The following is a 26,046-nucleotide window of genomic DNA, read 5'->3' as shown; positions in this document are numbered from 1 at the left end:
TAATCTCTTATCATTTTGTGATAATAATCGGCTTGCAAAAGTACGGCTTTTCTTTGAATTGGCAAACTATTTTTGTATATTTTTCCAGTCGCCTATTCTATTGAGAGTCTTCTCAATACCCGTTATTATTCATTCCATTGAGTTTCGGATTACTTTGTATCTCTTTCAGAGGGATAGGGAAAAGTTCATGTTTACCCTCCGTAAAATTCCGGTAAGCCGGATATGGTTTGTTCTCTTTCTGATTGACGGAACTGATCTCACCAAACAGTTTCAGAGCCTTTCCCAACACTCCCCAACGTATCAGATCATATTTGCGTTGTCCTTCAAAAGCCAGTTCAAAGCCACGTTCCCAGTAGAGAGCCGTACGGAACTTTCCTTCTGGTGCAGAGTCGTCAATGAAAGTCAGGTTATGTGTCTTTTTCCGTGCGCTCATCATTTCATCATAATTCGCTTCTGTAATAGAAGTTGCTTCAGCACGTGTACGTACGCTATTCAACAAATCCCATGCTTTTTGTCTATCTGTTCCTGTTTCATTATACGCTTCGGCAGCCATCAATACCACATCAGCATAACGCAAAGGGCAATAGTTCACATCCGCATAATTGATATTCTTGTTCCATGACTCTTTCGGCATCCATTCCCGACGCCATTTTCCCACATACCAGCTTCCTGCGCTTCTTTCTTCTTTTACATGCTCTTTTTTAGTACCATTCCAAGTATAACGATAGGTGCAAATAGCAACATCACGGCGTTTATCGCTCGCTTCGAAGAAGTTACGCCATTCGGGAACGACTATAAAGAAACCATTGGCACGTCCCATATACTGACTTGATTCAGATGCAGAAACTCCGGTAGGTTCCGCCACCTGCGAACCGTTATAAATCCCCCATGCTCCACCGTTACGACGTCCTTGCGAATGATAGAAAGCAATCTCCCAAAGGCTCTCCTTATTATTCAGTACCCCCTGCGAGTAGCTTTTAAAGAGTGCCTCATAACCACCGTCATAAAAATCATGGTACCCTTTCTTTTCAAAAGCCTCCCACTCTTTTATCACTGCATCGAAATATTCCATCCGCTTACTGTCCTCCGGACGCTGCAACTGTCCATTCGATTGAAGGCTATATCCTGCACGTTGCAAATATACACGCATCAGCAATGCACGGGCAGCCCCTTGCGTCACCCGTTCGGGACTGGAAGAAGCAGTTGCCCAATCCAGATTGTTTTTAGCGAAAGTAAGGTCGGATATAATCTCGTCATAAATCACTTCCCTGTTCACACGTTCACCAAAAGCAGATTCGTAGGATGATGAATAAGATGTTTTGAAAGGCACATCTCCCCAATATCTCACCAAATCAAATGCGAGGAAAGCACGCAGAAAGCGAGCTTCCGCTTCCAATGCTTTCAGACGGGTATTTTCTGCGTATCCTGTCATGCCACAGATTCCGTCAATGGTGAGGTTAGCCCGGTCGATTCCCTCATATTTCAGTTTCCAGATACTTTCAATCCACGTATTCGTGGAGTTTAGCTGATAATGTGCAATATCGTGAACCTGATTGTCAGACTGTGTGCGAGCCGTATAATAGGTATCATCCGATGCGGGAGAAGCCATTTCGTACCAACCGTAATGATTAAAGTCCGACAATGAACTATATATTCCCATCACTGACATTTCCGCTTTATCTTCCGAATCGAAATAGCGGTCCCGGTCATATTTTGAGTTAGGTTCTTCCGTCAGCAAATCCTCACAAGAGGAAAATCCTGTTGCCAATAGGGCGAATACGGCATATAATAGATGTATCTTTTTCATGATTACTATGTATTTAAAGAATTAAAATGCTACGTTGAGACCAAAAATAAAAGAACGGCTAAGCGGATATGCCCCAAAGTCAACACCCGGTGTCAAACCGCTTTTCATCGTAGAGACTTCCGGATCGAAACCTGAATACTTAGTCCAAGTCAAGAGATTATTACCGGTGGCATACAAACGCAAGTTCTTCAATCCTACCCTTGCAATCAGGTTTTTAGGGAATGTATATCCCAAAGTCACATTACTTAGTTTCAAATAGGAAGCATCCTCCACTGCCCATGAATGAATATAATTGTCTCCTTGTTGAGCATCATGATAAGCAGCTACGGTTTTACCAGCATTCAGAGCAGACAGTTCTCCGGGATCTGTCACTTTCTGTCCATCCGAATTGATGGTCATCCAACGATTAGAGCTATTCATCACATCCAATGCGTTGTAGTTCAAGCTACCTACCTTACTGGTAACCAGTTTGGTCGCATTCAGCACTTCGTTGCCATAGCTGAAAGTCAGGAATATACTCAAATCAAATCCTTTGTAAGTAAAAGAGTTGTTCAATCCTCCGTAGAATTTCGGTTGAGCGTTACCAATGACCGTTTTATCATTTTCATCAATCACATTATCGTCTCCGGTCAAGTTCTTAAACTTCCACATACCCGGACGAATCCGGCCTTTATCACCATGATAAGGTATCCCATCTTTCAGGGTATAGGTCTGCGTAGAAGCATCATAATTGAAATCATCTACCTGATACAGCCCTTCGGTGATGTAACCATAGAACTGTCCTAATGGTTCTCCGACAGCAATACGATGAGTGTTTTGGTTAAAGCCGAACCTGGCTTCATAGAGTTGCACCGCCTCACCGGTCAATGCTTTCACTGAATTTTTATTGTGAGACAGCGTCAGTGTAGTGTTCCAACTAAACTTCTTTGTAGAGAAATTCACAGTATTCACAGTCAGTTCCACACCTACATTCTTCGTTTCTCCGGCATTAATCAACATACTCTGATAACCGGAAGAATAAGGCAACTGGGCGTTGAGCAGCAAGTTACTACTCCTATTTATATAGAATTCGGGTGAAATGGTAATACGTTGATTCAGAAATCCTAAATCGACCCCCATATTAAAAGTCTTGTTCGCTTCCCACTTCAGATCGGGATTCGGTATCTGCTTGGAAGCATAACCGGGAGTAAGCTGATCTCCCATAGCTGTGATGATGGAAGACATCAAAGCAAGGCTGTTATAACTACCGATTCTGTTGTTACCCGCCAAACCGTATCCGATACGGAATTTCAAGTCGGAGAAAACATTCAGTTTCTTTATAAAATCCTCTTCACCCACACGCCATGCTGCTGATACGGCAGGAAAATATCCCCATTTATTATTCTTACCGAATTTAGAAGAGCCATCCGCACGGAAAGTTGCGGAAAACAAATACTTATCGGTAAAGTCATAGTTGAGACGAGCGAAGAAAGAGAGCAGATTATCATCATAGTTTTCATCGGACGAAGCAACGGATGGAGTACCCAGACTCATATCTCCCAAAATGAACTCATCGGTAGGCAACCCACTGACACCGGATTCGAGTACACGAGTCCAGCGTTTTACAAATTCCTGTCCCAATTGTACCACCACTTTATGCTTCTTCTGAAAACGTTTGTCATAAGTCAGGACGTTAGAAGTCTGAAAACTTCCGGTCTCCGTATTTCTGATAGAGCCGTAAATACCGTTACGTCTTCCCATTATAGATTGGTCGCCATAGAAAAGTTCCCGGCGGTAAAGCTGATAACGCATACCCGTATTGTTGCGGAAGGTCAATCCTTTGATGATTTTGAAAGTCAGTCCGCCATTGGCTTGCAAAGTACGTGTTTCCTTATTATCCTTTTCTTCAGCGGCGGCAATCAACGGGTTCTGCATCACGTTCCCGTCCGCATCGCTTAATACAGGGTCTTCTCCTGCCAACAAATCCGAGTCATTGCCACGTATACCAATGGTAGGACGGTATTGCAAAATCTGAACCATTTTATTAAACTTTGCATCTACATTACTTCCGCCTTCATTCGTACCGTTTCCGGCAACACCTGCTCCATACACTTTCAGATAATCGAAGTTGATACGTCCTGTAACGGAGAGCCGCTTATTCACTTCGCTTTTCACGCTAAGCGCAATATTATGTTTGTCGCTGCCGCTATATACCATCGCACCTTCATCCTTGAAGTAACCATAAGACATATTGTAGTTCAACTTATCATTGCCACCGTTGACGCCTACCCGGTAATTTTGCGTAACGGTAGTGCGTCCCATCGTACGGTCCAGCCAGTCGATACCTTTACGATTGCCATAGTTCTCATGAAGATCGACAAAACCACCGTAACGATTCTGCCATGACCGCATACTTTCCTCGGGATCAGTAGCATCTCCTAATGTTCTTTCATAATCCGCCAACACAAATTCCTCTACACTTAATACATCCAACCGCTTGGCAAGCGTACGCACACCGACATAAGAATCGAAAGTAAGAGTCGCTTTCCCTTCACTTTTCGCACCGCTTTTGGTGGTGATTACCACTACGCCATTCGCTCCCCGGGCGCCGTAGATGGCTGTTGCCGAAGCATCTTTCAACACGTCGATACTTTCAATATCGGCAGGATCAAGGCTGGACATGCCATCTTCCGTCGGAAATCCGTCGATAATATAAAGCGGTTCGTTGCTTTGCGTAATTGATATACCGCCACGAACACGCACTGACATCGTAGCACCGGGCTGACCGTCTGTTTGTATAATCTGCACACCCGCCATACGTCCCGCTAAAGCCTGGGTTACATCAGACGAAGGAACTTTGAGCAAATCGTCGCTTCTCACAGAAGCCACAGAACCGGTCAGGTCTTTACGCTTTACTGTTGCATAACCGATAGCTACCACCTCATCCAACAATACCGACGCAGCTTTCATGGTCACATCAATCTGTTTTCTTCCTTTCACGGGTACTTCCATATTTTCCAATCCGATAAAAGAGAAAACCAAGACATCTTTCTGCGGATCACTAACGGTAATGGTGTATTTACCATTGATATCAGTAATGGTACCCGTGTTTTGTTTTCCTTTCACGGTTACATTTCCTCCAATCACTTCCAAGCCTTCGTTGTCCACCACCTTACCGGTAACGGTCAAACTCTGGGCATAAATGCCGGATACACCGACAAGAAGCAACAAAATGCAAATAATTCTACTTTTCATCATATTCTGTTTGTTATTTATATTCACTATATTTCATTGTTTATCATTGATTTACTACCCGGGTAGATATAGGACTCCGGTCGGTCATTTCTACCACCTGATAAGCCCCGTCTATCTCGTCGTAAAGCAACGAAGAACCCGTATATTGTCGAGAGTAAAAATTGCCATTCAACGCAGGATTGTCTGTTCCATAACTAAATACCGCCTGTTCGGTGCGATGACTCACTGCAAGTTCGGGTGCTTTGAAAGCATCCAAAACCGCTTTAATCGTCCAGTCGCCTACGTTAAAGGTATCACCGTCACGGTTGATAATAGGGACAGCCTCATCTCCTACCTGGATAATAGCCAGGAAACGGGTGGCAGAACAACCGTCAACCCGTGCAGTCAAGTGCCACTGGTTAGGATACTCCGCTCCGGTGATGGCGGGCGGCACTACGAAACGGTCCGTTTGAGACAGCGTAAAAACATGTCCTCCAAACAGTTGCGTCACTGCCACCCATCCTTTGGTTTTATTATTTGTAGACAACGTTTTCTTTGTTACATCCATCTTAAATTCCGTAGGACTATGCAACAACCACTCCCAGCGGACAGCTTCCGAAGCCTCCAGTTCATCATACACAATCACCGTATGAGGATGAAGCATCAACACATGCCGGCGGTATTTAGTCAACGGGGTGGCACCGAATCCATTTTCCGGTGTCTGCTCAATACCTGCCTGCTTGAAGTAGCCAACCCACATCGGGTCATTGCTGATACCTCTGTAAGCATGTGAAGCATCCCCCAAACAGTAACTGATATGCTGTCCGCCCATAGCACGCATCACACTGCCATAACCTTCGGTAGAATAAGGTTGTCCGATACCGTTTACCAACAGTGAATTATGCGCCCTCGTATGGCGATAGGACATCAGATTATGAGCATCGCTGAAATTCTGATAATAGCCCGTACTGCGATACACATCGACACCTTTATACAACAGGTTAAAAGCATTCTGACTGGCAGTAGTGTGACTGCCGGACCCGAATGTACTGGAACGGAACGAGAGCGCAAGATCCTTTCCCGTATCTTCCGGAGCACTGTGCATGGCTACTTCACCAGCGTCTTTATACCATACCATTTTATCAGCCCCGGCAGGAAAAGCAGTGTTGTAATCCTGATCGGTGCACATCCGGTAAAGACGCAATTCATAATCCCGACGCAACAGGTCCCGACATTCTCCGGCATACCATCCGGCATAGGAATTACCCGTTTCACACGCCAGATAGTCAGCAAAGGCAGCAACCAAACGGTTGGGTTCACTCCCCTTTTCACTACTGTCACCAAAGCCGTTGCTTTTCGATCCCGGCGGGCAAGTATAAACCAACGAACGTCCGGCATTCTGATACCACGGATGTGATAGAAAATCGTACCGACTGACAAATGAAAGAAGAGACGGCATATACGCCAAAGTCAATATATTGGCACTGAAATAACCGGTACCATTGTGCCATATACCGTCGCGATTGAACCCGGAGGCAGGAGCGCGGGCTGTCCATAATTCGTAATAATACTCCATCATGGGCAGCACTTCGGAAGAATAAGCCGGTTTGTCGTAAAGCGACAAAGCCACTTGAAAGAGGACACGCATATTCTGCTGCCAAAAATGATTATCAAAGAGATGGTTTTCCTGAAAACCGCAATTTACCTTGTAATAGTAACGTGCCACACGCATCATCAGTTCTTCGGCAGCAGTACGATCGGAAGCAGACAAGTTATTATAAAGCAGATCGTAGGCTGCAACAAGACACCATGCGATGTTGCTAGCAGTAAAGTTGGATGCAAAAAGCTGTCCATCAGCAGGGGGAGCGACAATCAACGCTTCGAGAAGCTGGCGTAACTTTTCGGCATAAATTTCTTTTTGGGTTAAATGATAGGCCTGATAAAGATAAGTGGCATGTTGCCGGAGCTCTTCTGCACGGCTATATAAATCAGTCATTCCGGTGTATTCGGCTTTCAATGCCTGTGAAGCACGACTTTGTAGTTCTGCATATTCAGGGTGTGAAGTGACACGGTTACGAGCCTCTTCGATACGGTCGTCTAAAAAACAGTAAATACGAGGATGCAGACGGGGAGCATTTGCTAAGAATGTCTGAAAAGGAGGTGTTACAAATTCCGGTGTATCATTCTTTACTTCGAAACGATAGATAGCACTCCATTCACCGGGCGTAGTTCCATTAAGATTGGTGGAACGAAAGCGCCAATACCATGTGCCGACCTCCAAACGACGATGAAGATTATACATACACCATTCCTGCGGTTCGGAAAGTAGCGTTTCGGAACTGCTGAAATCTTCAGTACGTGAAAGGGAAAATTGCAGTCTTTCGCCCGTCTTCATGGCTTGAGGAACAATAAGAGGAGCAGGATTCAGATACAATTCATTATCTGCTTTGGGATAAGGTTGCGTCCGTATTTTATCCTGATAGGCATCGGGAATTCCGGCAGGCGTCTCTGGCTGCGTACTGTCCGGTTCGGGCAGCGAGTCAGATGTACAGCTACAGAACAGCTGTACCATGAACAAAAGAAAAACCGATAGGCGAAATGTGGTGTGCATATTATTTTCTTTTCTTGGTATAAGATTAGAGGGCTATTTTCAAAAGTTTCAATGTAAGAAGAAGGTAAAGCGGGATGGGGGGATCCCACTTTCCTTGAATTTCTATTGAGTAAGGTCGAATAGTGACTATTTAAAAATCGTAATCATTGGACGGCAAAGAGCTTGTTGATTAAGAGCTGTCTTAACACTGATACCCGCCTCTTGTGCATTAGTAACAACACCATCAGCTACATTAATACGTACACCAGAAACATTACCTTGGTTATTGATAGTACTAGAAGCATAATTCACTGTAGCAATCGTTTCTCTATCAAACATTTTGCCATTGACAAATTCAAACTCCGGAATATTTTTGAAGTCCTCACTACCAGTAGCAGGCACATCTTTCATTGTAAACAATGTACCCATAAATGCACTCAATTGCGACAATGTAGGAATATACCATGCACTCAAATTCTCACTAGCAGGAGCATGTTCTCCCACCCATTTCTCATAAGTTGTTTTAAACGCAACATCTCCAAGACCTGTTAATAAGACGTCCGTAGTTTGTGTGCCATTTGTCATACCTGCAACAGTTTCGGCCAAAGTAGTCAATAATTCAGTATTAAGAGTTTGACGACCAGTCGCCACATTTTCAATCGCTACTGCATATCCGGCTATTGTCTTGCCCTGAAGTGCTACAGGATAATTAGCCGGCACATCACTACCGATAGCCTCCATTTTGAAAACAATACCGACAGCATCCGCTGCATCACGTACCACTTTACCTTCAGCATTGATATAGCTACCAACTTTCATTTCCAATGCTTCATAATCCGGGTCTACTCCTACTTCAATGTCAAAGTTTCCATCGCCGATTTCAAATTTAGCCATAATCTGCATATTAGCGTCCAAAGGTAATGTATTTGCCGGTATTTTAATCTCTTTACTATATCCCCCACTCAATGCCATGGTTATTTCTGCTGTAAATTTACCAACATTTGAAGGAGCAAAAAAGAAATTAGCGAACCAATTGCCATCCGCAGAAGCAAAACCTGCATTTGTATAAGTCACAGGAGTTGTAGCAGAACATTTACCCTCTAAAATATCATATCCGCTCAAAGCGTTATATTTTATTTCCAGTTTATTAGCTGCCGCAGCTACTTCCGGATTTTTCGGTTTTACGCTTACATTAGCAAACGGGCGTTTCAATGTCACACTGGCATTACCAATCGTTTCCAATTTTCCGCAGAAAGCGTCGCTGGCTGCCATCAACGCATCATTTGTCAGATCGAATGATGCAGTATTATATCCTACTGCTCTCAAATCAGCAGTGTTATATACTTTATTAGCGGCACCACTTTCTGGTACGTATTCAGCCCAAAACAATGCCTTCGACACTTCTTTTTGTTCATCTACGGAAATGGTGAAAGATACCTTACCATCCGTAATCGGTTTAATTACCTGATCGCCTATCTTATTGCCATCAGCATTCAGTAATTGCATGATACATTGCATCGTATAACCGGTAGGGATGGTAACACCCGCACGGCTAAAGACGTTATTTACAGGAGCCTGTACAGAGATAGTAACAGGAGCATTGATTTCTGTTCCGTTATCCGAAACGATTTCTTCTTGTCCACAGGATGCGAAAAGCACTACGAACAAAGCCATTAGCGAATAAAATAAGTTCTTTTTCATGATCTTAATTGTTTTATGGTTAAGCTATTTTTAATTGATTTGTCTATTTTATAATTCTCCAAGATCTACCTCCAGATCACCGTCATAATCGGGGTCGATCCCTATTCCTCCATTGGCATCGGAAGTCAGGAAGTTACCACGTGCCGTTGTGTTTTTGCCCCGTTCACAAGGAATACGGAAAGCTGTACGTGCCAGCACTTCATTCTTCTCATTCAAGATTTCGAGTTCTACAGGAATAGAAACGGTTTCTCCGGCATCGGTTAATACATAGTCGAATCCCAGTATCAGTTCTTTCGTACCATCAGCAGGGCGTTCAAAGGCCACTTTATATTCCATGTACATGAGCGAGTTCTTGGGTACATCGTCCCACAAATTGTAGCCGGTAGGCAAATAATCACTGTACTTCACACGAGCGGTAAAACTTTCACCTTTCAGTCCGCCTGTGGACAGTTTATTGAGAAACGTAGCCACATCTTTAGCCACCAGTTCATAGCGTGCTACAGGACGATACAGTTCAACGTCAAGACTTGTTTCAGCTCCCCAATGATTGCGGAAAGAAGTCAGATCCGCCATAGCAGAAGCAGCAAGAACATCTTTATAACGGCTATTCCCTATATACTTTCCGGCAGGAAGGATAAAAGCCAGATTCTTGGCATCGTAAACAAGTCCCTGTTCAGGTGTCTCCGCATTCACATAATCGGTCCACACCAGGATGCGGTAATTACGGGTGTGCAGCTTCATACTAACAGACAGACTGGCACGGTTAAAATCCTCTTCATATACCGTTTGCCGTGCCGCCACCTGTCTATCCAGATAGGCTTCTACGATGAAACGACGCAGATAGTTGGTTTCCGACGCACGGGTGATGGTCACCGGTGCTCTTTCTGCCAAACTTAGATTCATTGCCAGATTAAGGTTGAGTGTTACAGCTGTCGGGTCCACTCCCAATTCTCCTTCGGGAGTCATTTCCGGTTCTTCGTGCAGGCTGCATCCATTCACCAGCAGGGTGCTGAACAACAAGAAAGTGCACTGTGCCAGTATATATAAATTTCTTCTCATATTGTTATCTTATTTATATGTATGTTCCTATCTAAGGTTAGAAGCGGTAGACCAACGATGCTCCCACACGGGTTATCCCCCAGTAATGACGGACACGCGTATCCAGCTGTGCTCCGTTGTCTACATTATAATAGGTGTTATACTTCATGTTGGCATATCCCACTCCCAGATTAAATTCCGCTCCCCAGTGTTTGGAAAGAGGGAGTTTGTAACCGTAGCTTATTCCGGCTCCCAACAGCGGGCGATCCGTATCTTGATAACGGTCATCGTTCCACTTCACGTTAAACCATGCCACGTGGGCGTGCAGTCCGACAAAGTGTCCCCGTCCTGTTTCATTTCCTATCCACCAGCGGGCTTCAGGTTGCAATGCTACCGTACGCACGCCGTGCTTATCCCCCAAGTCCCACAAACTGCAAGTCAACGGCAACTCTACCGTGATCTTTTTATGCACCTGCATTTCCACGGCAAGGTTCAGCAAAGCACAAGCATCATATACTACATTCGTTTTCAGTGCCAGATAGCGTTGACCATCAAAGGCAGCCGCTTTCTTTCCTGCATTCTCTTTGCCGGATTGGCGTTTATCCTCCTTTTCTGAAGAAGTCGCAACTGCTGTTTCCTGCTTTTTCCCGCCGGGCTTGTAAACCGTAGTTTCCTCCGGAGCTGCCGAAGTCTGTACACGGGGTTTACCGGGAGTCTGTGCCGACAAGACGGTTATGCCCGATAATGCAGCCAACAGACATATAGTTCTCATATTAAAAGTAGAGTGTCTCATATATTCGTATCTTTCATGTTCATTGATCAGATTTCCAGTTCGGGCACTGTATCCCTCATTACCGTTTCGTACCCATCCTCATTGATGACAGTAGCTTCACCTTTATAAGTGATATTCACCTTCTCTTGAGTGCTGCGGATAAAGAATGAAGGAGCACCGTCGGATTTCAGGTTAACACTGATCAGCCATCCGCCCACTTTGATACGTCCGTCGGACAAGATTTCGGGATCTTTGGCAGGATATTTCAGTGCATGTGTATTGATGACAGTGGCAAAACGATATACTTGTGCCTTTTCCGATGTAGCGGTGAAATGCCAGTGATTAGGATACTTCTTGAACACCCCTTTGTCATCAGCACGTAGCCAGTTGACTGCCGGATAGAAAAAACGGCTCGTCGTATCAGTCTGCAATGTTCCGGTGGAGAAAAGATAAGCGTCTGATGCTCCTCCGCGGTTCGTGGCTTGAATATGCACGAAGCGATGATTCGATTGATCCACTGTCATGGGATTTTCTGTGGTATGCAGCAAATAACTCCAGTTTACAGGTTCGTCTGCCACGAGTTCGTCATAGATAAAGATGAGTCCAGTCTTTCCCAAATTGACAATGTGACGGCGGAACGTTTTCACATGGTTCTCATCCCAGCCATTTTCGGGCGTATAATGCACCTCCGACTGTTCGCCGCGTGTCAGCCAAAGCGGTGAAATCACTTTTCCGTAAGCATTGGAAGCATCGCCCAGCACATACCCGATCTTCTCGCTGGCATAATAACGGGGAATCCATCCATATCCTTCCGTACCGATACGTTGTCCCATACCGTTCACCAAAATCGTATTGTGAGCACGTGTGGCACGATGGCACAACATACTATGTACGTCGGTAAACTCAATGTGGTGTCCGCTACTGTAAAATAAGGGTTTTCCACCATAGAACGTATTGAAAGCATTCTGATTGGCAAGTGCATGAGAGGTAGAACCATAAGGGCTTGACCGGAAACTCCACATCGCATTTCCACCTACTCTGTCCCAGTTCGTTTGGAAAGAGGCAAGTCCTGTTGCGGGGAAGACGTATCCTGCAGGGAGTGCTGTCAATCCTTCACCTTCCGGCAGAGGTTTATCACATTGCAGGCGAAACCAGGCCAGATCACCGGGCTTACTCAATAAGGCTTTCTTCATATAATCCGGTTCCACTTTCAATGTACGGCGTACGAAATCAGCGGCATAAGTGTTTCCGGTAAGGCGTGCCAGTGCATCCAAATATCCTATACGGATACTGTTTGGACGCCCCACATTCTGATGCGAACTTCCGTTTCCTCCGGATTTGGAAAAAGGAGGCTGCTGGAAGATGGTATACATGATATTTCCCTGATACCAAGGATCGGAAAAGAAGTCGTAACCGGTCAGTTTGCTATAATAGTAAGGTACTTCTACTAATGTACGGGTGTTGACCGTAAAGTAAGAATCGCCATTGTGCCAGCCACCGTCTTTGTTCAATCCGGGAAAACGTGCCAACCAGACGTTATAACAGTAATCCGCCCATGTGTTGGCTTCGGGCAGATCGCCATATACACTGAATGCCGCCATTGTAAGGATGCGAAGTGTCATCTGCCACACATGATTGTCGGCGATGTGGTTCTCCATCTTGTTATTAAAGTTCTCATACATTTCACCACCTTTATTTTTGATGGCTTCCAGTAATGCTTTCTTTTGTGATGTATTCAACCGGTCGTAGAAAGAATCATAAGCCATAGAGCAGAGAGACAATAAGCTAGAAGCATTAAAATCTCCTTTCACATTCTTATCTTTATCCCAGTCGGCCATGATAAATACCCGTTTGATGGCTTCGTCAGCATATTTAGTATCCTGCGTCAGCAACCAGGCCCGTATCAATGCTTCGGTATTTCCCTCTTCCGCATCGATGATGCGACGGCTTTCACGAGTGAGGTATGAATTTATCTGCATCTCGTTCTTCAGATTCTTCACCTGCGAGACATTAATATCTTTCACTGATTTCATTGGAGTCTGAAGTACCTGATCTGCACGTTCAAGATACCATTGCCTTTCTGCCTTTTGTTTGCTGTGACTTATAAAGTCCTTCCATTCGTTCTTCATGATCCACACACGCGGATGGTCGGCAGGTAATTTTGCCAACACAGTTTTCAATGAAGGCGGACAGAATTTGCCCGGACGATCTTCTACGGTGACTTGCTGTGTGCTTCCCCAAGTCACTTGTCCGTTTTCTACGTAACCGAACTGCCAGTACCATACCCCCGGCGCAAGCGGTTGTTCCGGATTATAGAACGGCCAACGAGTTTCCACCTGAACAACTCCGGACTTCAATCCGGCATCCTGCGAATAACGTAACCGATAGGTAATCTTCGTTTTATCTACCTTCTTTACTTTGTGTTCGAATCCATCCAACGGACTGTCCTGCGAGTTCATGTCCGAACGGAGCGGCCATTGAAAAGAAACCGCACGGTCATTTACCACCGCTTTATCAAGAGGATAAGGAGTGGCACGCATTTCATGCATCAACGTTGTTTCCGTCAACTTGATGACTGCTTGTTTTTGCGCATGTGTCATCTGTGCAGCCACAGACAAGATTACGAATGAAATCAATAATACTTTTTTCATGATATCAAATGATTGGTTTTTCTGTAGGCAAATGTAGATAAACCGTCCGAAACGGAACTTTCAATTCATTTCTTCCTTCTCTGATACTGTCTAACAGGACTTTGTTTTCGTTCATTTCAACTTAAAATTCGTCCAAAACAAGCGTTACAGGAGGCTACAAAGAGGGTAAAAGGGTAAAATAGCCCCCAAAACGGAATGACTGAAATTGATAGAAAAATGAAGGTTATTAGTTCTTGTTTAGGTTTTCACCACAGAGGACGCGGAGGACACAGAGGTGAATTTGGTTTATGACTTACGGTGGTGACCCTAATTTTGATGCGTAATCCTCCTACCATAAAGTTGAAAAAATATAAAAACATCTGCCACCTGCAACCAAACGCGTGTAATACACTAGTTGACAAACAGTTGTAGCGTTGCAGATACTGTTGCAGATACTGTTGCAGATAGGTTGCAGATAAAGTATCTGCAACACAGTATAAGCCTTGCATAAGCCAATTCTCCAGGAGGGCAAAAGTTTATTGTATGCATTAACTTCCCGTTTCCAGGCGGGGAACTGTCGTTTCCGGCATTAGAAATTACAGTTTCCACGGTAGGAAACGAGAGTTTCTAAGGCGGGACACTACAGTTTCTACGCAAGGATACTGTCGTTTCCCCGTAGAGACACCACAAATTATCCATAGAGTCACCCCAATTATCCCATAGCTTTGCATAAAGGAATCAAGGCTTTTTCTTTGATTATATAACGCGTTGCAGATACTTTATCTGCAACCTATCTGCCACAGTATCTGCCACGTTCCAACTATTTGTCAATTAGTGCATTACACGCGTTTCGTTGCAGGTGGCAGATGTTTTTATGTTTTTCAACTTTATAGTAGACAAAAAACTCTCATTCATTTCTGCACCCGCATGAACAAGATTCACCTCTGTGTCCTCCGCGTCCTCTGTGGTGAACAAATGCATAACCGCAAAACAATTACTTAGTATGCTGCTTCACATACTCCGATGGCAGACAACCGACATACTTCTTGAAACTGGTAGAGAAATAAGAAGAAGATCCGAACCCTGCCATTCCGCTAATCTCCGAAATGGAGTAGCGCCCTTCAAGCAACAATTTACACGCTTTATTAAAACGGATGCGCCGGATAAAGTTGGCAGGCGGTTCACCGGATATGGAATTCATCTTGAGATACAGTGACGAACGGCTCATACAAAGTTGGCTTGCCAACTCATCAGAGGTGAAGTCTTCATTACTGATATTTTCTTCTACCACCTGAATAGCTTTGCTCATAAATTCCTCATCCAGATTATTCGAAGTCATTTTTGCAGTATCTATATCAATCGTATTCGAATAATAGTGTTTCAGCCGTTGGCGTGCTTTCAGTTGATTAGCTATTTTTCCTTTCAATAAATGAATCGAGAACGGTTTGGCAATGTAATCATCCGCCCCAGCCTGAATGCCTTCCGTCTGTGCATCGACACTTCCTTTGGCAGACAACAGCAGGACGGGAATATGGCAGGTTTGCAGATTTCGTTTAATAAGCTGGCAAAGTTTGATACCGTCAATACCCGGCATCATCACGTCGGAAAGGACAATGTCCACACGATGCTCTTTCATAATAGCCAATGCTTCTTCGCCGTTTCCGGCGGTCAGCGTCACATAGTTCTGCCGGAAATTATCTTTCAGGTAATCCACCATCTCTTTATTGTCATCTACCAACAAGATAGTAGGACGCTCTTCCTCACTGCTGGCTTCTATCTGATCACCGTCCGATAGTTCTTCTGCAACTATAGCCGACGCATCACCAGAGAAATATTCATCAGCCACCGGAAGCTCCCGGAGAGAAGCAGATGTTTCGACTTCATGTGCCGGCAATTCACATTCTTTCTCCGTGAAGGCAGCCATATCAGCAGGTAGCGTGACTTTAAATTCGGTATATTGAGCAGGTTCGCTTGCTACGGTAATAGTGCCGTGATGCTTTTCTACAAGCATCTTCACCAATGACAGCCCGATACCCGTCCCTTTTCGCTGACCGTCTACCTGATAGAAACGTTCGAAAATGCGGGTTAGCTGTTCCGGAGACATACCGATTCCGCTATCTCTTACCGTGAAGCCATAGGTATCTCCCTCTGTCCATAAGGAAAGCGAAATACTTCCGCCGTCCGGTGTAAACTTAAAGGCGTTAGACAACAGGTTCATCAAGATAGTCTCTACATACGTCCGGTCCGCCGGAAACAATCGTCCTTCCAGATCGGATTTTATATGAAAGCTGATAGCACGCTTCTGCGCATTTTCTTTAAACAGGGCAAAAGCATCTTGCAACAGTTCTTCTACATCCACCTGCGCAACATGAATAGGCATTGCACCTGCTTCGGCTTTACGGAAATCCAGCAACTGGTTGACAATGTGCAACAACTTACGACCGTTCTTATAAACGTAATCCAGCTTCTGTTGTACCGGAGTACCTTTCAGATTGCTTTGCCCCAAGAGTTCCTCCAACGGAGCCAGTATCAGACTCAACGGAGTACGCAACTCATGAGACATATTCATGTAAAAACGTACTTTCTCCTGACTGATTTCTTCTATCTTGTTTCGTTCTATCTGTTCGATCCGGACTTGCATCTTCATTTTGGCACGGGCAATAAAGAAATAGATCACAAAGACGAGAAGCCCTACAGAAAAGAAGATGAAAAGTGTCTTTGCCCACCAGGTCTGATACCACATCGGAATGATATGCACAAAAAATTCAGTGGTCGCCTCGCTCCACTTTCCATTGTTGTTACATGCCTTCACCTTGAATACATACTCACCGGGCGGGAGATTGGAATAACTCGCCCGTGCAAAGGAAACATGACGGGAGTAGTTCCACTCGGTTTCAAAGCCTTCCAATTTGTAAACGAACTGGTTCCGTTTGCCAGCCAAATAGTTGATAACGGCAAACCGGATATTAAAAAGTTTCTGATCGGAAGGGAACGACATACCCAGCATCCGCCCTTGCTCGTCCTGATAATAACGTACCCGTTCACTTTTCATATCCGTAATCACCTGATTTAAGACAACGGCTCCTGTCACTACCGCATCCGGGGAATATGGATTATCACCCAATTCGTATGGCTTGAAATAGGCAACGCCCCCAAGAGACCCCAGGAAGAATGTACCATCGTGCGCTTTGCAAGCTCCGAAATAGTTAAACTGATCGTGAGGCAATCCGTCCTGCTTCGTATAGTTGAGGAAAGTACCCTCCTCCGTATTAAAGCAAGCCAGTCCCTTGTTAGTTGTCAACCATAAACGCCCCCGTTCATCTTCCAGTATATTATAAATAAAGTCATTTGGCAAACCGTCTTTCATCGTATAGTGTTTCCAGGCAGTCGGTGCTCCTTCCTTATAGCAATATAATCCTGTGGAAGAACCGATCCAGATTTCATGACGGCTATCCTCCTGTACACAGAAAGCCTGTATCAACCCATGCAGATAAGCCGAAGAAGAAAGATGCAGTTCTTCCAGTTTCCCGCCGGCATACAAAAACAGGCTCTCTTCCGTACCAATCCAGATTCTTCCTTTTGAATCGCGAAACAAGGTATATATCAATACATTCTCCAACTTTTTATGCTTTTTAGCTAATGGATGCTGTGACAGTTCGCCGGTCTGTTTGTCGAAAAGGTAAAGCCCGCTCATGCCGCCTACCCAAAGCGTTCCATCCGTTCCGTCCAATAAGGAGTAACAACTGTTAGTCAGGGAAGTAGAATGGGGAAAGGAATATGTTTCTATCCTGCCACTCCGGTGATGCAGACGACTCATTCCCCCTCCATGAGTGCCGATATAGACACTTCCATCCTTGTCCGTCCATATACATTTTATATTGTCCGACTTTAAAGCATTGGCGGAAGTACCCGTCCGGTAATATGAAAAGACTCCGGTTTTCCGGTTATAATAATTTAATCCGCCGTCGTTCGTGCCAATCCAGAGATTGCCATTATCCGGGTCTTCGGCAATACAACTCACTGTGTTATCACTTAACGAATTCCTCCAGGCGGAATGTTGCAAGCGTCCGAATGCCGGAGCGAGAGGATGATAATAATTAAGCCCGCCGTAAAATGTACCGATCCACATTCCCCCTTGATTATCTTTCAAGATAGAACGGATGGAATTATGGCCCAAGGTAGTCGGATCTTCAGGAGAAAAACGACAGATACGGAAAGTTCCCGTCTCCGGTTCAAGGATAAGCAAACCTTCCATGGTTCCTATCCAAACCCTTCCTTTATCATCTCCGGACAATGTCCTGACCGAGTTCGTAAGGAAATAAGCAGGAGTATTTTGCTTGTTATAATGATGTTTTATTTGAAAGTTGTTATCCACACAATACACCCCGTTTGTCAATGAAGCCAGCCAACAGTTGCCGGTTTTGTCGTCATAGAGCATATCGGAGATGGTTTCTCCTTTCAACTGGAGAAGAAGCCGGGTCACGTTTTCGTTGCGTACATAATAGAAATAGACACCTTCCGAAGTTCCCAACAGGAAACCGTCATTCATCCGGCAAACAGAATAGATCGTTTTTCCGGCAAGTTCCGGCTGCACTTTCATCCGCCCGGTCTTTTTATCAAAAATCACCAGACCGATATTGGTAGCAAGCAAAAGCCGGTCGCCTTCCTCCGGTTCTCCGATAGCCAATACTTGCATCGGCTGATTGTCCGGTGAAGAATAATTGGTGAAATTATTCCCTACTATATTATAACGGGATAAACCGACCTGTGTGCCTACCCATACCGTACCTTTCAAATCGGTATGAAGTGAATAGACATGATTGTTTGCCAGACTGGTCGTATCATCCGGCGCTTTATAATACGAAACGAAGCGGGAACCTTCATACCAGTTCAGTCCGTCTATGGTGCCTACCCAAATCTTATTATTATGATCTTGTGTCAGAGCGAGCACAGTATTTTGCGACAGCCCGTCATCTACGGATAATCGCTTAAAATGGATGAAGCTGTCGGCGGCCGATACAGCCAAAGGAAAAAATAAAATGCAAACGGTTAATCCGAATAGGTATCTAAATAGCAAATGTCGGTCTTTCATGAGCTAATATTGAAGAATTTATCGTAAAGATAAGTATTTTCAATTCAATCTGATAAATGAATCCCGTTTTTTAACTCATATAAAGGACCGGCATCGGCTCAAAACAGGACAACTGCGCCAAAGTCCGACAGTTATAAATTCATATTTTAGATGCGGTTGCCCTGAACTTTAAATTTTTTACGGTTTCTCTTCAAGTTAGTAAGACGGATTTTCTGATTTTTCTTTCAGATCTTTATAACGTTTCAAGGCTTCCAGATAATAATAATCAGCATAATTGAGCGGAGTATCAATTTCACTGTCATGCGGGAAACTGCCAACCGAATGTAACAGGATGAAGCCATGATTTTCTCCTTCCTGGGCCAAATAATCATCAGAGGATAACTGTTTCAGGATATGCTCCGCATAACGGAAATATTCTTCCCCTTGTTTCTTGTCGCCATAACCACTCAACTCCAGTAATGCAGAAGCTGTTACGGCAGCCGCAGAAGCATCCCGCGGTTCATTCGGAATATTAGGAGCATCATAATCCCAATAAGGTACATAGTCATTTTCGGACGGACGGTGATCGATAATGAACCGCGCTATTTTATGAGCGGCATCCAGATAGCTCTGTTGCTTAGTGAAGCGATAACACATGGTATAACCATACACTCCCCAAGCCTGTCCACGCGCCCAAGCAGAAGAATCGGCATATCCCTGAAAGGTTCCTTTCGACTCTACCTCACCGCTATCTGCCAGATAGCTCACCACATGGTAGGAGGTCATGTCCTCCCGAAAGTGATTCTTCAACGTTTTGTCGGCATGAGAGATGGCTATTTCACGATATTTCGGATTATTGGTTTGCTCCGAAGCCCAGAACAGCATTTCAAGGTTCATCATATTATCAATAATCACCGGATAACTCCAATCGCCGAAATCCCACGAACGAATCAGTCCGACTTCCGGACGAAAACGGGAGCACAAGCTTTCTGAAGAATGAATCAGAATCAAACTGTCCGTTGGCTCCGGTTTCAAACGGATGCCCTGCCCATAACTGCAAAACATCATAAAACCCAAATCGTGATTACCCGTATAATATTGCATATCCTGCAGACGGTCCGTATATTTACGCGCCTCTTTTGCGAGAGCCTCATCACCGGTCAACTCGTATGCCAGCCACATGGAACCGGGATAGAAACCACTCGTCCAATCTGTGGGGTGCTCCAGTCTGTACTTTCCTTCTTTAATAGAACGGGGAAAACAGGCGGTATCCGGTTCATTCTTCAATTGTTCTGCCATATAGAGCAACTGATGTCCCGATGTTTTCACTGCATGATCAAACCATGCCATCTCATTTCCTTTTGAAGCATCGCAAGCAGTCAGGAGCGCCATACTCCCTACCGCCAGTAAAAGTTTGTTTTTCATTGTTCCACTTTATTTTGTTACTGTATTCTATTACTGGCAACAAAGTTAGAGCAAGTCGCAGACAAACCCTTTGCAAATCTATTTTTTCATTTTTGTTTCTATTTCTACGGACTTTGATTTTGTCCAAAAGTGCTTTGTTTTTATCTTTTATAGAAAAACAGGCACGGATTTTACCAAATAAGCTGTTGTCAGGCATAACCAAACAACTATGCAGCCTTTTGCAAAATCCGTGCCTCCACCCAAAAGTACGCGCTCTTCTATCTCACAATATCTTCCGGAAATTTAGCCGGCATTTCCACCCTCTTCCAGGTTTCATAATACCAGGTGTTCAACTCATTTCCATTCAAATCATTCTTGATAAAATATTTCAGATGGAGATAATCATTGTCTTTAATCTCAAATTCCAAAATATTGTCCTGATTGTCCAGCATCGGGAGATGAATGTTCTTCTCGATGCTTTCCTTATAAGAATCGTCCGTGAGTTGTTTATAAGTACCATATCCAGTAATAATTGCATCCGCACCGGGAATAATGGTAAAGTTAACGATTTGTCCGTCATCACTCAATACTTTAAATGTATTACTGGGTTTCAACGCTCCCGGAACATCGGGAGACTCGGATACATAATGGCAGAGCTGCCAAATACCTTTCAAATCGGCCGCTTTGAATTTGGTTTTCTTCTGGGCCGTCGCACCTGTTACCGCTAACAACATTATTGAAAGCATGGTAAAGAAATAGAGCTTTTTCATTGTTGTATTATTTTAGTTAACACTCTCGAATGCGTATTTCCAAATATAAAGATTTATTTTGAGAATACAGCAATTCAGAGCATAAAAAAACTCGCATAACCTGAAGATTATGCGAGTTTTACATAAATATACCGAAATATTAGAAATCAGCATTTCTTGGTGTACGCGGGAACGGTATCACGTCACGGATATTCGCCATACCTGTTACAAACAATAACAGACGTTCGAACCCTAATCCGAAACCGGAGTGAGGACAAGTACCGAACTTACGGGTATCCAGATACCACCACATATCCTTCATCGGGATGTGCATTTCTTCAATACGGGTCATCAGCTTGTTATAGTCGGCTTCACGTTCAGAACCACCGATAATTTCACCAATTTTCGGGAAAAGAACGTCCATGGCACGTACTGTCTTACCGTCTTCGTTCTGCTTCATATAGAAGGCCTTGATTTCCTTCGGATAGTCAGTCAGAATCACCGGACGTTTGAAGTGTTCTTCCACTAAGAAACGTTCGTGTTCGGAAGCCAGGTCCACGCCCCAGTAAACCGGGAATTCGAACTTATGTCCTTTCGCAACAGCTTCTTCAAGAATCTTGATACCGTCTGTATAAGGCAAACGTACGAAATCATCTTTCAATACACCTTGCAGACGTTCAATCAAGCCTTTATCGAACATATCGTTCAGGAACTTCACATCATCCGCACAGTTATCCAACGCCCATTTCACACAATATTTGATGAACTCTTCTGCCAAGTCCATGTTATCTGTAATGTCGTTGAAAGCAACTTCCGGCTCAATCATCCAAAACTCTGCCAAGTGGCGGGGAGTGTTGGAGTTTTCGGCACGGAACGTAGGACCGAATGTGTAGATAGATCCCAAAGCAGTAGCTGCCAACTCACCTTCCAGCTGACCGGAAACAGTCAGACTTGCCTGCTTACCGAAGAAATCATCTTCATAAGAGATAGAACCTCTCTCGTCTTTCTTCAAGTCATACAGGTTCATGGTAGTCACCTGGAACATCTGTCCGGCACCTTCACAATCGGAAGCCGTAATGATCGGCGTATGGAAATAGAAGAAGCCCTTTTCATGGAAGAACTTGTGAATAGCAATCGCCATGTTGTGACGAATGCGGAACACTGCACCGAATGTATTGGTACGCGGACGCAAGTGAGCAATCTCGCGCAAGAATTCCATAGAGTGGCCTTTCTTCTGTAATGGATATGTATTATCGCAAGTACCCAGCACTTCGATTTCACGAGCCTGTACTTCCACTTTCTGACCGGAACCTACTGATTCTACCATTTCTCCGTTCACGCTGATACAAGCGCCGGTAGTAATCAGTTTCAGCATCTCTTCATCGAAACCAGCCAAATCTACTACGATCTGCAAATTATTTATTGTAGAACCGTCATTCAGTGCGATAAAGTTTACTTGTTTGCTACCTCTACGGGTGCGAACCCATCCTTTCACATTGACCATAGCGCCAATATCTGTGCGCTTCAACAGGTCAACAATTTTTGTTCTACCAATCTTTTCCATTTAACTTACTTTGATTAATGAAGAATGAAGAATGAAAAATGAAGAATTTGGCTGTGCTATGCAAACACGCCCTGATAATTCTTCATGTTCCATTCCTCATTTTCAATTCTTAATTCTTCGTTCTTAATTCTTAATTCTTCATTCAAAAGATCCCATGCGGAGGTAGTTTACTTCTGCTTCCGACAGGTAACGCCAGTCTCCGCGACGCAGACCTTTTTTGGTCAGTCCGGCGAAGAACACACGGTCGAGTTTTACTACTTTATAACCCAGTGATTCGAAAATACGACGAACAATACGGTTCTTACCGGAGTGAATTTCGATACCTACCTGGTCTTTCTTGAAATCATCTGTATAGCTGATCGCATCTGCATGGATTTCGCCATCTTCCAACTGGATACCAGCTGCAATCTGCTCCATATCTGCTTTAGTCAGGTTCTTGTCCAGATGAACATGATAAATTTTCTTCTTCAGGAATTTCGGGTGTGTCAGCTTGGAAGCCAGATCACCGTCATTCGTCAGTAACAGTACACCAGTCGTGTTACGGTCCAGACGTCCTACCGGATAAATACGTTCGTTGCAAGCGCCTTTCACCAAATCCATTACTGTACGGCGTTCCTGCGGATCGTCCGATGTAGTAACGGTATCTTTCGGTTTATTCAGCAATACGTATACCTTGCGTTCGATGCTTACCGGTTCGTCGTGGAACTTAACCACATCCGAACGTTTGATCTTCGTACCCAATTCCGTTACCACTTCACCGTTTACAGAAACCACACCTGCTGTGATAAATTCATCAGCCTCACGACGGGAACAAACACCTGCGTTAGCCAGGAACTTATTCAGACGAATCGGTTCATTCGGATCAATAAACTGTTCCTTGTACTCGATCTGTTTCTTTACGCTATACTTAGCGTTCGGATCATAATCGCCGGTACGCGGACGAGGACGATATCCTCCTTGACGGTCGTTATTATATCTCGGACGATAACCTCCACCGCCGTTGTTGCTGCGATAGCCGCCACCTTCGCCGTTATTGAAACGGGGACGATACGGACGATCACCACCTTCACGGTTGTAAGAAGGACGTTGAGGACGGTCGCCACCTTCGCCGTTATTAAAGCGGGGACGGTAAGGACGGTCGCCACCTTCACGGTTGTAGGAAGGACGTTGAGGACGGTCGCCATAAGACGGACGCTCACCACCTTCGCCGCTATTGAAGCGGGGACGGTAAGGACGGTCACCACCTTCACGGTTGTAAGAAGGACGTTGAGGACGGTCATAAGAACCACCTTCGCGGTTGTAAGGACGTTGCGGACGTTCACCTCCTTCATTATTGTTATTGAAGCGAGGACGATACGGACGATCTCCACCTTCACGATTGTAAGAAGGACGTTGGGGACGGTCGCCATAAGAGCGGTCACCGTACGAACGCTGCGGGCGTTCGCCTCCTTCATTGTTGGCATTAAATCGCGGGCGATACGGACGATCCCCGCCTTCACGGTTGTAAGAAGGGCGATACGGACGTTCTCCACCTTCTCTGTTGTAAGACCTGTTACCATCACGGCCGGCACCTGTATTCTCTTCATTGAAAGAATTTTCGCGCCATTCTTCGTTTTCTGTGCTCATTTTTTTATTCGAATAAAATTAGACTTTGGCCTCACGGCCTATTTAAAAAACACGTTTATTATATAAGTAAACAATTAAAGCCCCGTATATGTATGGGGAGTGATTGCTCTTAACTCTTTTTTAATATCTTCGCTTACATTCAATTCTTCGATAAACTCTTTAATAGAACTTTCTGTAATAGCTTGGTTGGTGCGGGTTAACGCTTTCAAAGCTTCATACGGATGCGGATAAGCCTCACGGCGCAGGATGGTCTGAATAGCTTCTGCCACTACACTCCAACAATTATCCAAATCACGATAAATAGCCGGTTCGTTCAATAACAGTTTGCGCAATCCTTTCAAAGAACTCTGGATAGCAATCACGATATGACCGAAAGGTACACCGACATTACGCAACACTGTTGAGTCTGTCAAGTCACGCTGCAAACGGGAAACAGGAAGCTTCACAGCCAAATGTTCCAGAATAGACGTTGCTATGCCCAGGTTACCTTCTGCATTTTCAAAGTCAATCGGATTCACTTTATGCGGCATAGCGCTCGAACCTACTTCTCCGGCTTTGATCTTCTGCTTGAAGTACTCCATAGAGATGTACTGCCAGAAGTCACGATTCATATCCACCATAATGGTATTGATACGCTTCATAGCATCAAAAACAGCAGAGAGGTTATCATAGTTCGAAATCTGCGTTGTATATTCTTCGCGTTCCAGTCCCAGTTTTTCTGCAACAAACCGATTGCCGAATTGTTTCCAGTCATATTGAGGATAAGCCACGTGATGCGCATTGTAGTTTCCGGTAGCACCGCCAAACTTAGCGGTAAGCGGACATGCTTTCAACATAGCCAACTGACGTTCGAGACGATAAACAAATACCATCACTTCTTTACCCAGACGGGTAGGAGAAGCCGGCTGACCGTGAGTTTTGGCAAGCATCGGAATGTTAGCCCATTCTGTCGCATAGGTTTTCAACTGTGCAATCAGCTCTTCAATCAACGGGTAATAAACCTGATCCAATGCCTCTTTGATAGAAAGAGGAACAGACGTATTGTTAATATCCTGAGAAGTCAGTCCGAAGTGGATAAACTCTTTATAGTCATCCATTCCGCCCATCTTGTCAAATTCTTCTTTCAGGAAGTATTCTACGGCTTTCACATCGTGGTTAGTTACACTTTCGATATCTTTAATGCGTTGTGCGTCTGCTTCAGAGAAGTTACGGTAGATATTCCGTAAAGTTTCAAACACGCTACTATCGATTCCTTTCAATTGCGGCAAAGGAAGTTCGCACAAGGTGATAAAATACTCCACCTCTACCTGTACACGGTATTTAATCAGTGCAAATTCAGAGAAATAAGCTGCCAAAGCTTTAGTTTTGCCTCTATATCGACCATCAATCGGGGATATGGCCGTTAATACATCAAGTTCCATACGTTTTCTTAGATAATTATCAGACTGCAAAATTAACTCTTTTTCCTGAGTTATAAGATAAAAGGAGAAAGAAAGTTTGTATAAAAGAGGTAAGAAATAAAAAAAGTCTCACGAATTTCTTCGTAAGACTCCTTTTTTGTAGTGGGCGTTGACGGATTCGAACCGCCGACCCTCTGCTTGTAAGGCAGATGCTCTGAACCAGCTGAGCTAAACACCCTTGTTAATGAGCCGGAAGTGTTTCGTTTTTTTGTGTGGGCGTTGACGGATTCGAACCGCCGACCCTCTGCTTGTAAGGCAGATGCTCTGAACCAGCTGAGCTAAACGCCCGTACACTTCCGTTTCAAAAGCGATGCAAAGGTACGGCATTTTTTGAATTCTGCAAACATTTCATGTATTATTTTTCAAGAAAGTTTTTATCAAATAAAGAAACACTCTGATTATCAGCAAATAATAATAAAAA

13 protein-coding genes and 2 tRNA genes are annotated in these 26,046 nt (G+C 44.3%); all 15 read right to left on the bottom strand.

What is annotated here, in order from left to right; translation table 11 throughout:
- Positions 1 to 112: 112 nt before the first annotated feature.
- Positions 113 to 1,807, bottom strand: a complete 1,695-nt coding sequence (locus KFO40_RS04470; RefSeq protein ID WP_211146123.1) for a RagB/SusD family nutrient uptake outer membrane protein — start codon at positions 1,805 to 1,807, stop codon at positions 113 to 115.
- A 21-nt stretch (positions 1,808 to 1,828) separates the two neighbouring features.
- Positions 1,829 to 5,044 carry a SusC/RagA family TonB-linked outer membrane protein gene (locus KFO40_RS04465; protein WP_128859342.1) on the bottom strand — a complete coding sequence of 1,072 codons (3,216 nt, stop codon included), beginning with the start codon at positions 5,042 to 5,044 and terminating at the stop codon, positions 1,829 to 1,831.
- 40 nt (positions 5,045 to 5,084) lie between these two features.
- Entirely contained in the window at positions 5,085 to 7,631 is a 2,547-nt protein-coding gene (locus KFO40_RS04460) for a DUF4962 domain-containing protein (protein ID WP_211146122.1), read from the bottom strand.
- Positions 7,632 to 7,757: 126 nt separating this feature from the next.
- On the bottom strand, positions 7,758 to 9,311 hold the full coding sequence (locus tag KFO40_RS04455) for a hypothetical protein (protein WP_211146121.1): 1,554 nt from the start codon (positions 9,309 to 9,311) through the stop codon (positions 7,758 to 7,760).
- A gap of 48 nt (positions 9,312 to 9,359) precedes the next feature.
- Positions 9,360 to 10,370, bottom strand: a complete 1,011-nt coding sequence (locus KFO40_RS04450) for a DUF6562 domain-containing protein (RefSeq protein ID WP_008776688.1) — start codon at positions 10,368 to 10,370, stop codon at positions 9,360 to 9,362.
- Between the two features lie 37 nt (positions 10,371 to 10,407).
- A complete protein-coding gene (locus KFO40_RS04445) occupies positions 10,408 to 11,142 on the bottom strand; it encodes a DUF3575 domain-containing protein (protein ID WP_032849642.1) in 735 nt (244 codons plus the stop codon).
- Between the two features lie 26 nt (positions 11,143 to 11,168).
- A complete protein-coding gene (locus tag KFO40_RS04440; protein ID WP_211146120.1) occupies positions 11,169 to 13,772 on the bottom strand; it encodes a DUF4962 domain-containing protein in 2,604 nt (867 codons plus the stop codon).
- A 973-nt stretch (positions 13,773 to 14,745) separates the two neighbouring features.
- Positions 14,746 to 18,843, bottom strand: coding sequence for a hybrid sensor histidine kinase/response regulator transcription factor (locus tag KFO40_RS04435; RefSeq protein ID WP_211146119.1), 4,098 nt, complete (start codon positions 18,841 to 18,843; stop codon positions 14,746 to 14,748).
- 195 nt (positions 18,844 to 19,038) lie between these two features.
- Positions 19,039 to 20,247: a glycoside hydrolase family 88 protein gene (locus KFO40_RS04430; protein WP_128859348.1), complete on the bottom strand. Its 1,209-nt coding sequence runs from the start codon at positions 20,245 to 20,247 to the stop codon at positions 19,039 to 19,041.
- A 257-nt stretch (positions 20,248 to 20,504) separates the two neighbouring features.
- Positions 20,505 to 20,996, bottom strand: a complete 492-nt coding sequence (locus tag KFO40_RS04425) for a DUF4488 domain-containing protein (RefSeq protein ID WP_004305582.1) — start codon at positions 20,994 to 20,996, stop codon at positions 20,505 to 20,507.
- A 139-nt stretch (positions 20,997 to 21,135) separates the two neighbouring features.
- Positions 21,136 to 22,539, bottom strand: a complete 1,404-nt coding sequence (gene asnS / locus KFO40_RS04420) for an asparagine--tRNA ligase (RefSeq protein WP_211146118.1) — start codon at positions 22,537 to 22,539, stop codon at positions 21,136 to 21,138.
- A 138-nt stretch (positions 22,540 to 22,677) separates the two neighbouring features.
- Positions 22,678 to 24,165 carry a pseudouridine synthase gene (locus tag KFO40_RS04415; RefSeq protein WP_138274731.1) on the bottom strand — a complete coding sequence of 496 codons (1,488 nt, stop codon included), beginning with the start codon at positions 24,163 to 24,165 and terminating at the stop codon, positions 22,678 to 22,680.
- 74 nt (positions 24,166 to 24,239) lie between these two features.
- Complete coding sequence (gene purB, locus KFO40_RS04410; protein ID WP_008020410.1) at positions 24,240 to 25,586, bottom strand: adenylosuccinate lyase; 1,347 nt, start codon at positions 25,584 to 25,586, stop codon at positions 24,240 to 24,242.
- 142 nt (positions 25,587 to 25,728) lie between these two features.
- Positions 25,729 to 25,803: transfer RNA gene (locus tag KFO40_RS04405), tRNA-Val, on the bottom strand.
- Positions 25,804 to 25,838: 35 nt separating this feature from the next.
- Positions 25,839 to 25,913 (bottom strand) — tRNA-Val (locus KFO40_RS04400).
- Positions 25,914 to 26,046: the final 133 nt, after the last annotated feature.

Source organism: Bacteroides sp. 1001302B_160321_D4, from assembly GCF_015667765.1.
Lineage (GTDB): Bacteria > Bacteroidota > Bacteroidia > Bacteroidales > Bacteroidaceae > Bacteroides > Bacteroides xylanisolvens.
Note: the sequence above shows the minus strand (reverse complement) of the source record. Positions and strands in the feature narration are given on the sequence as shown.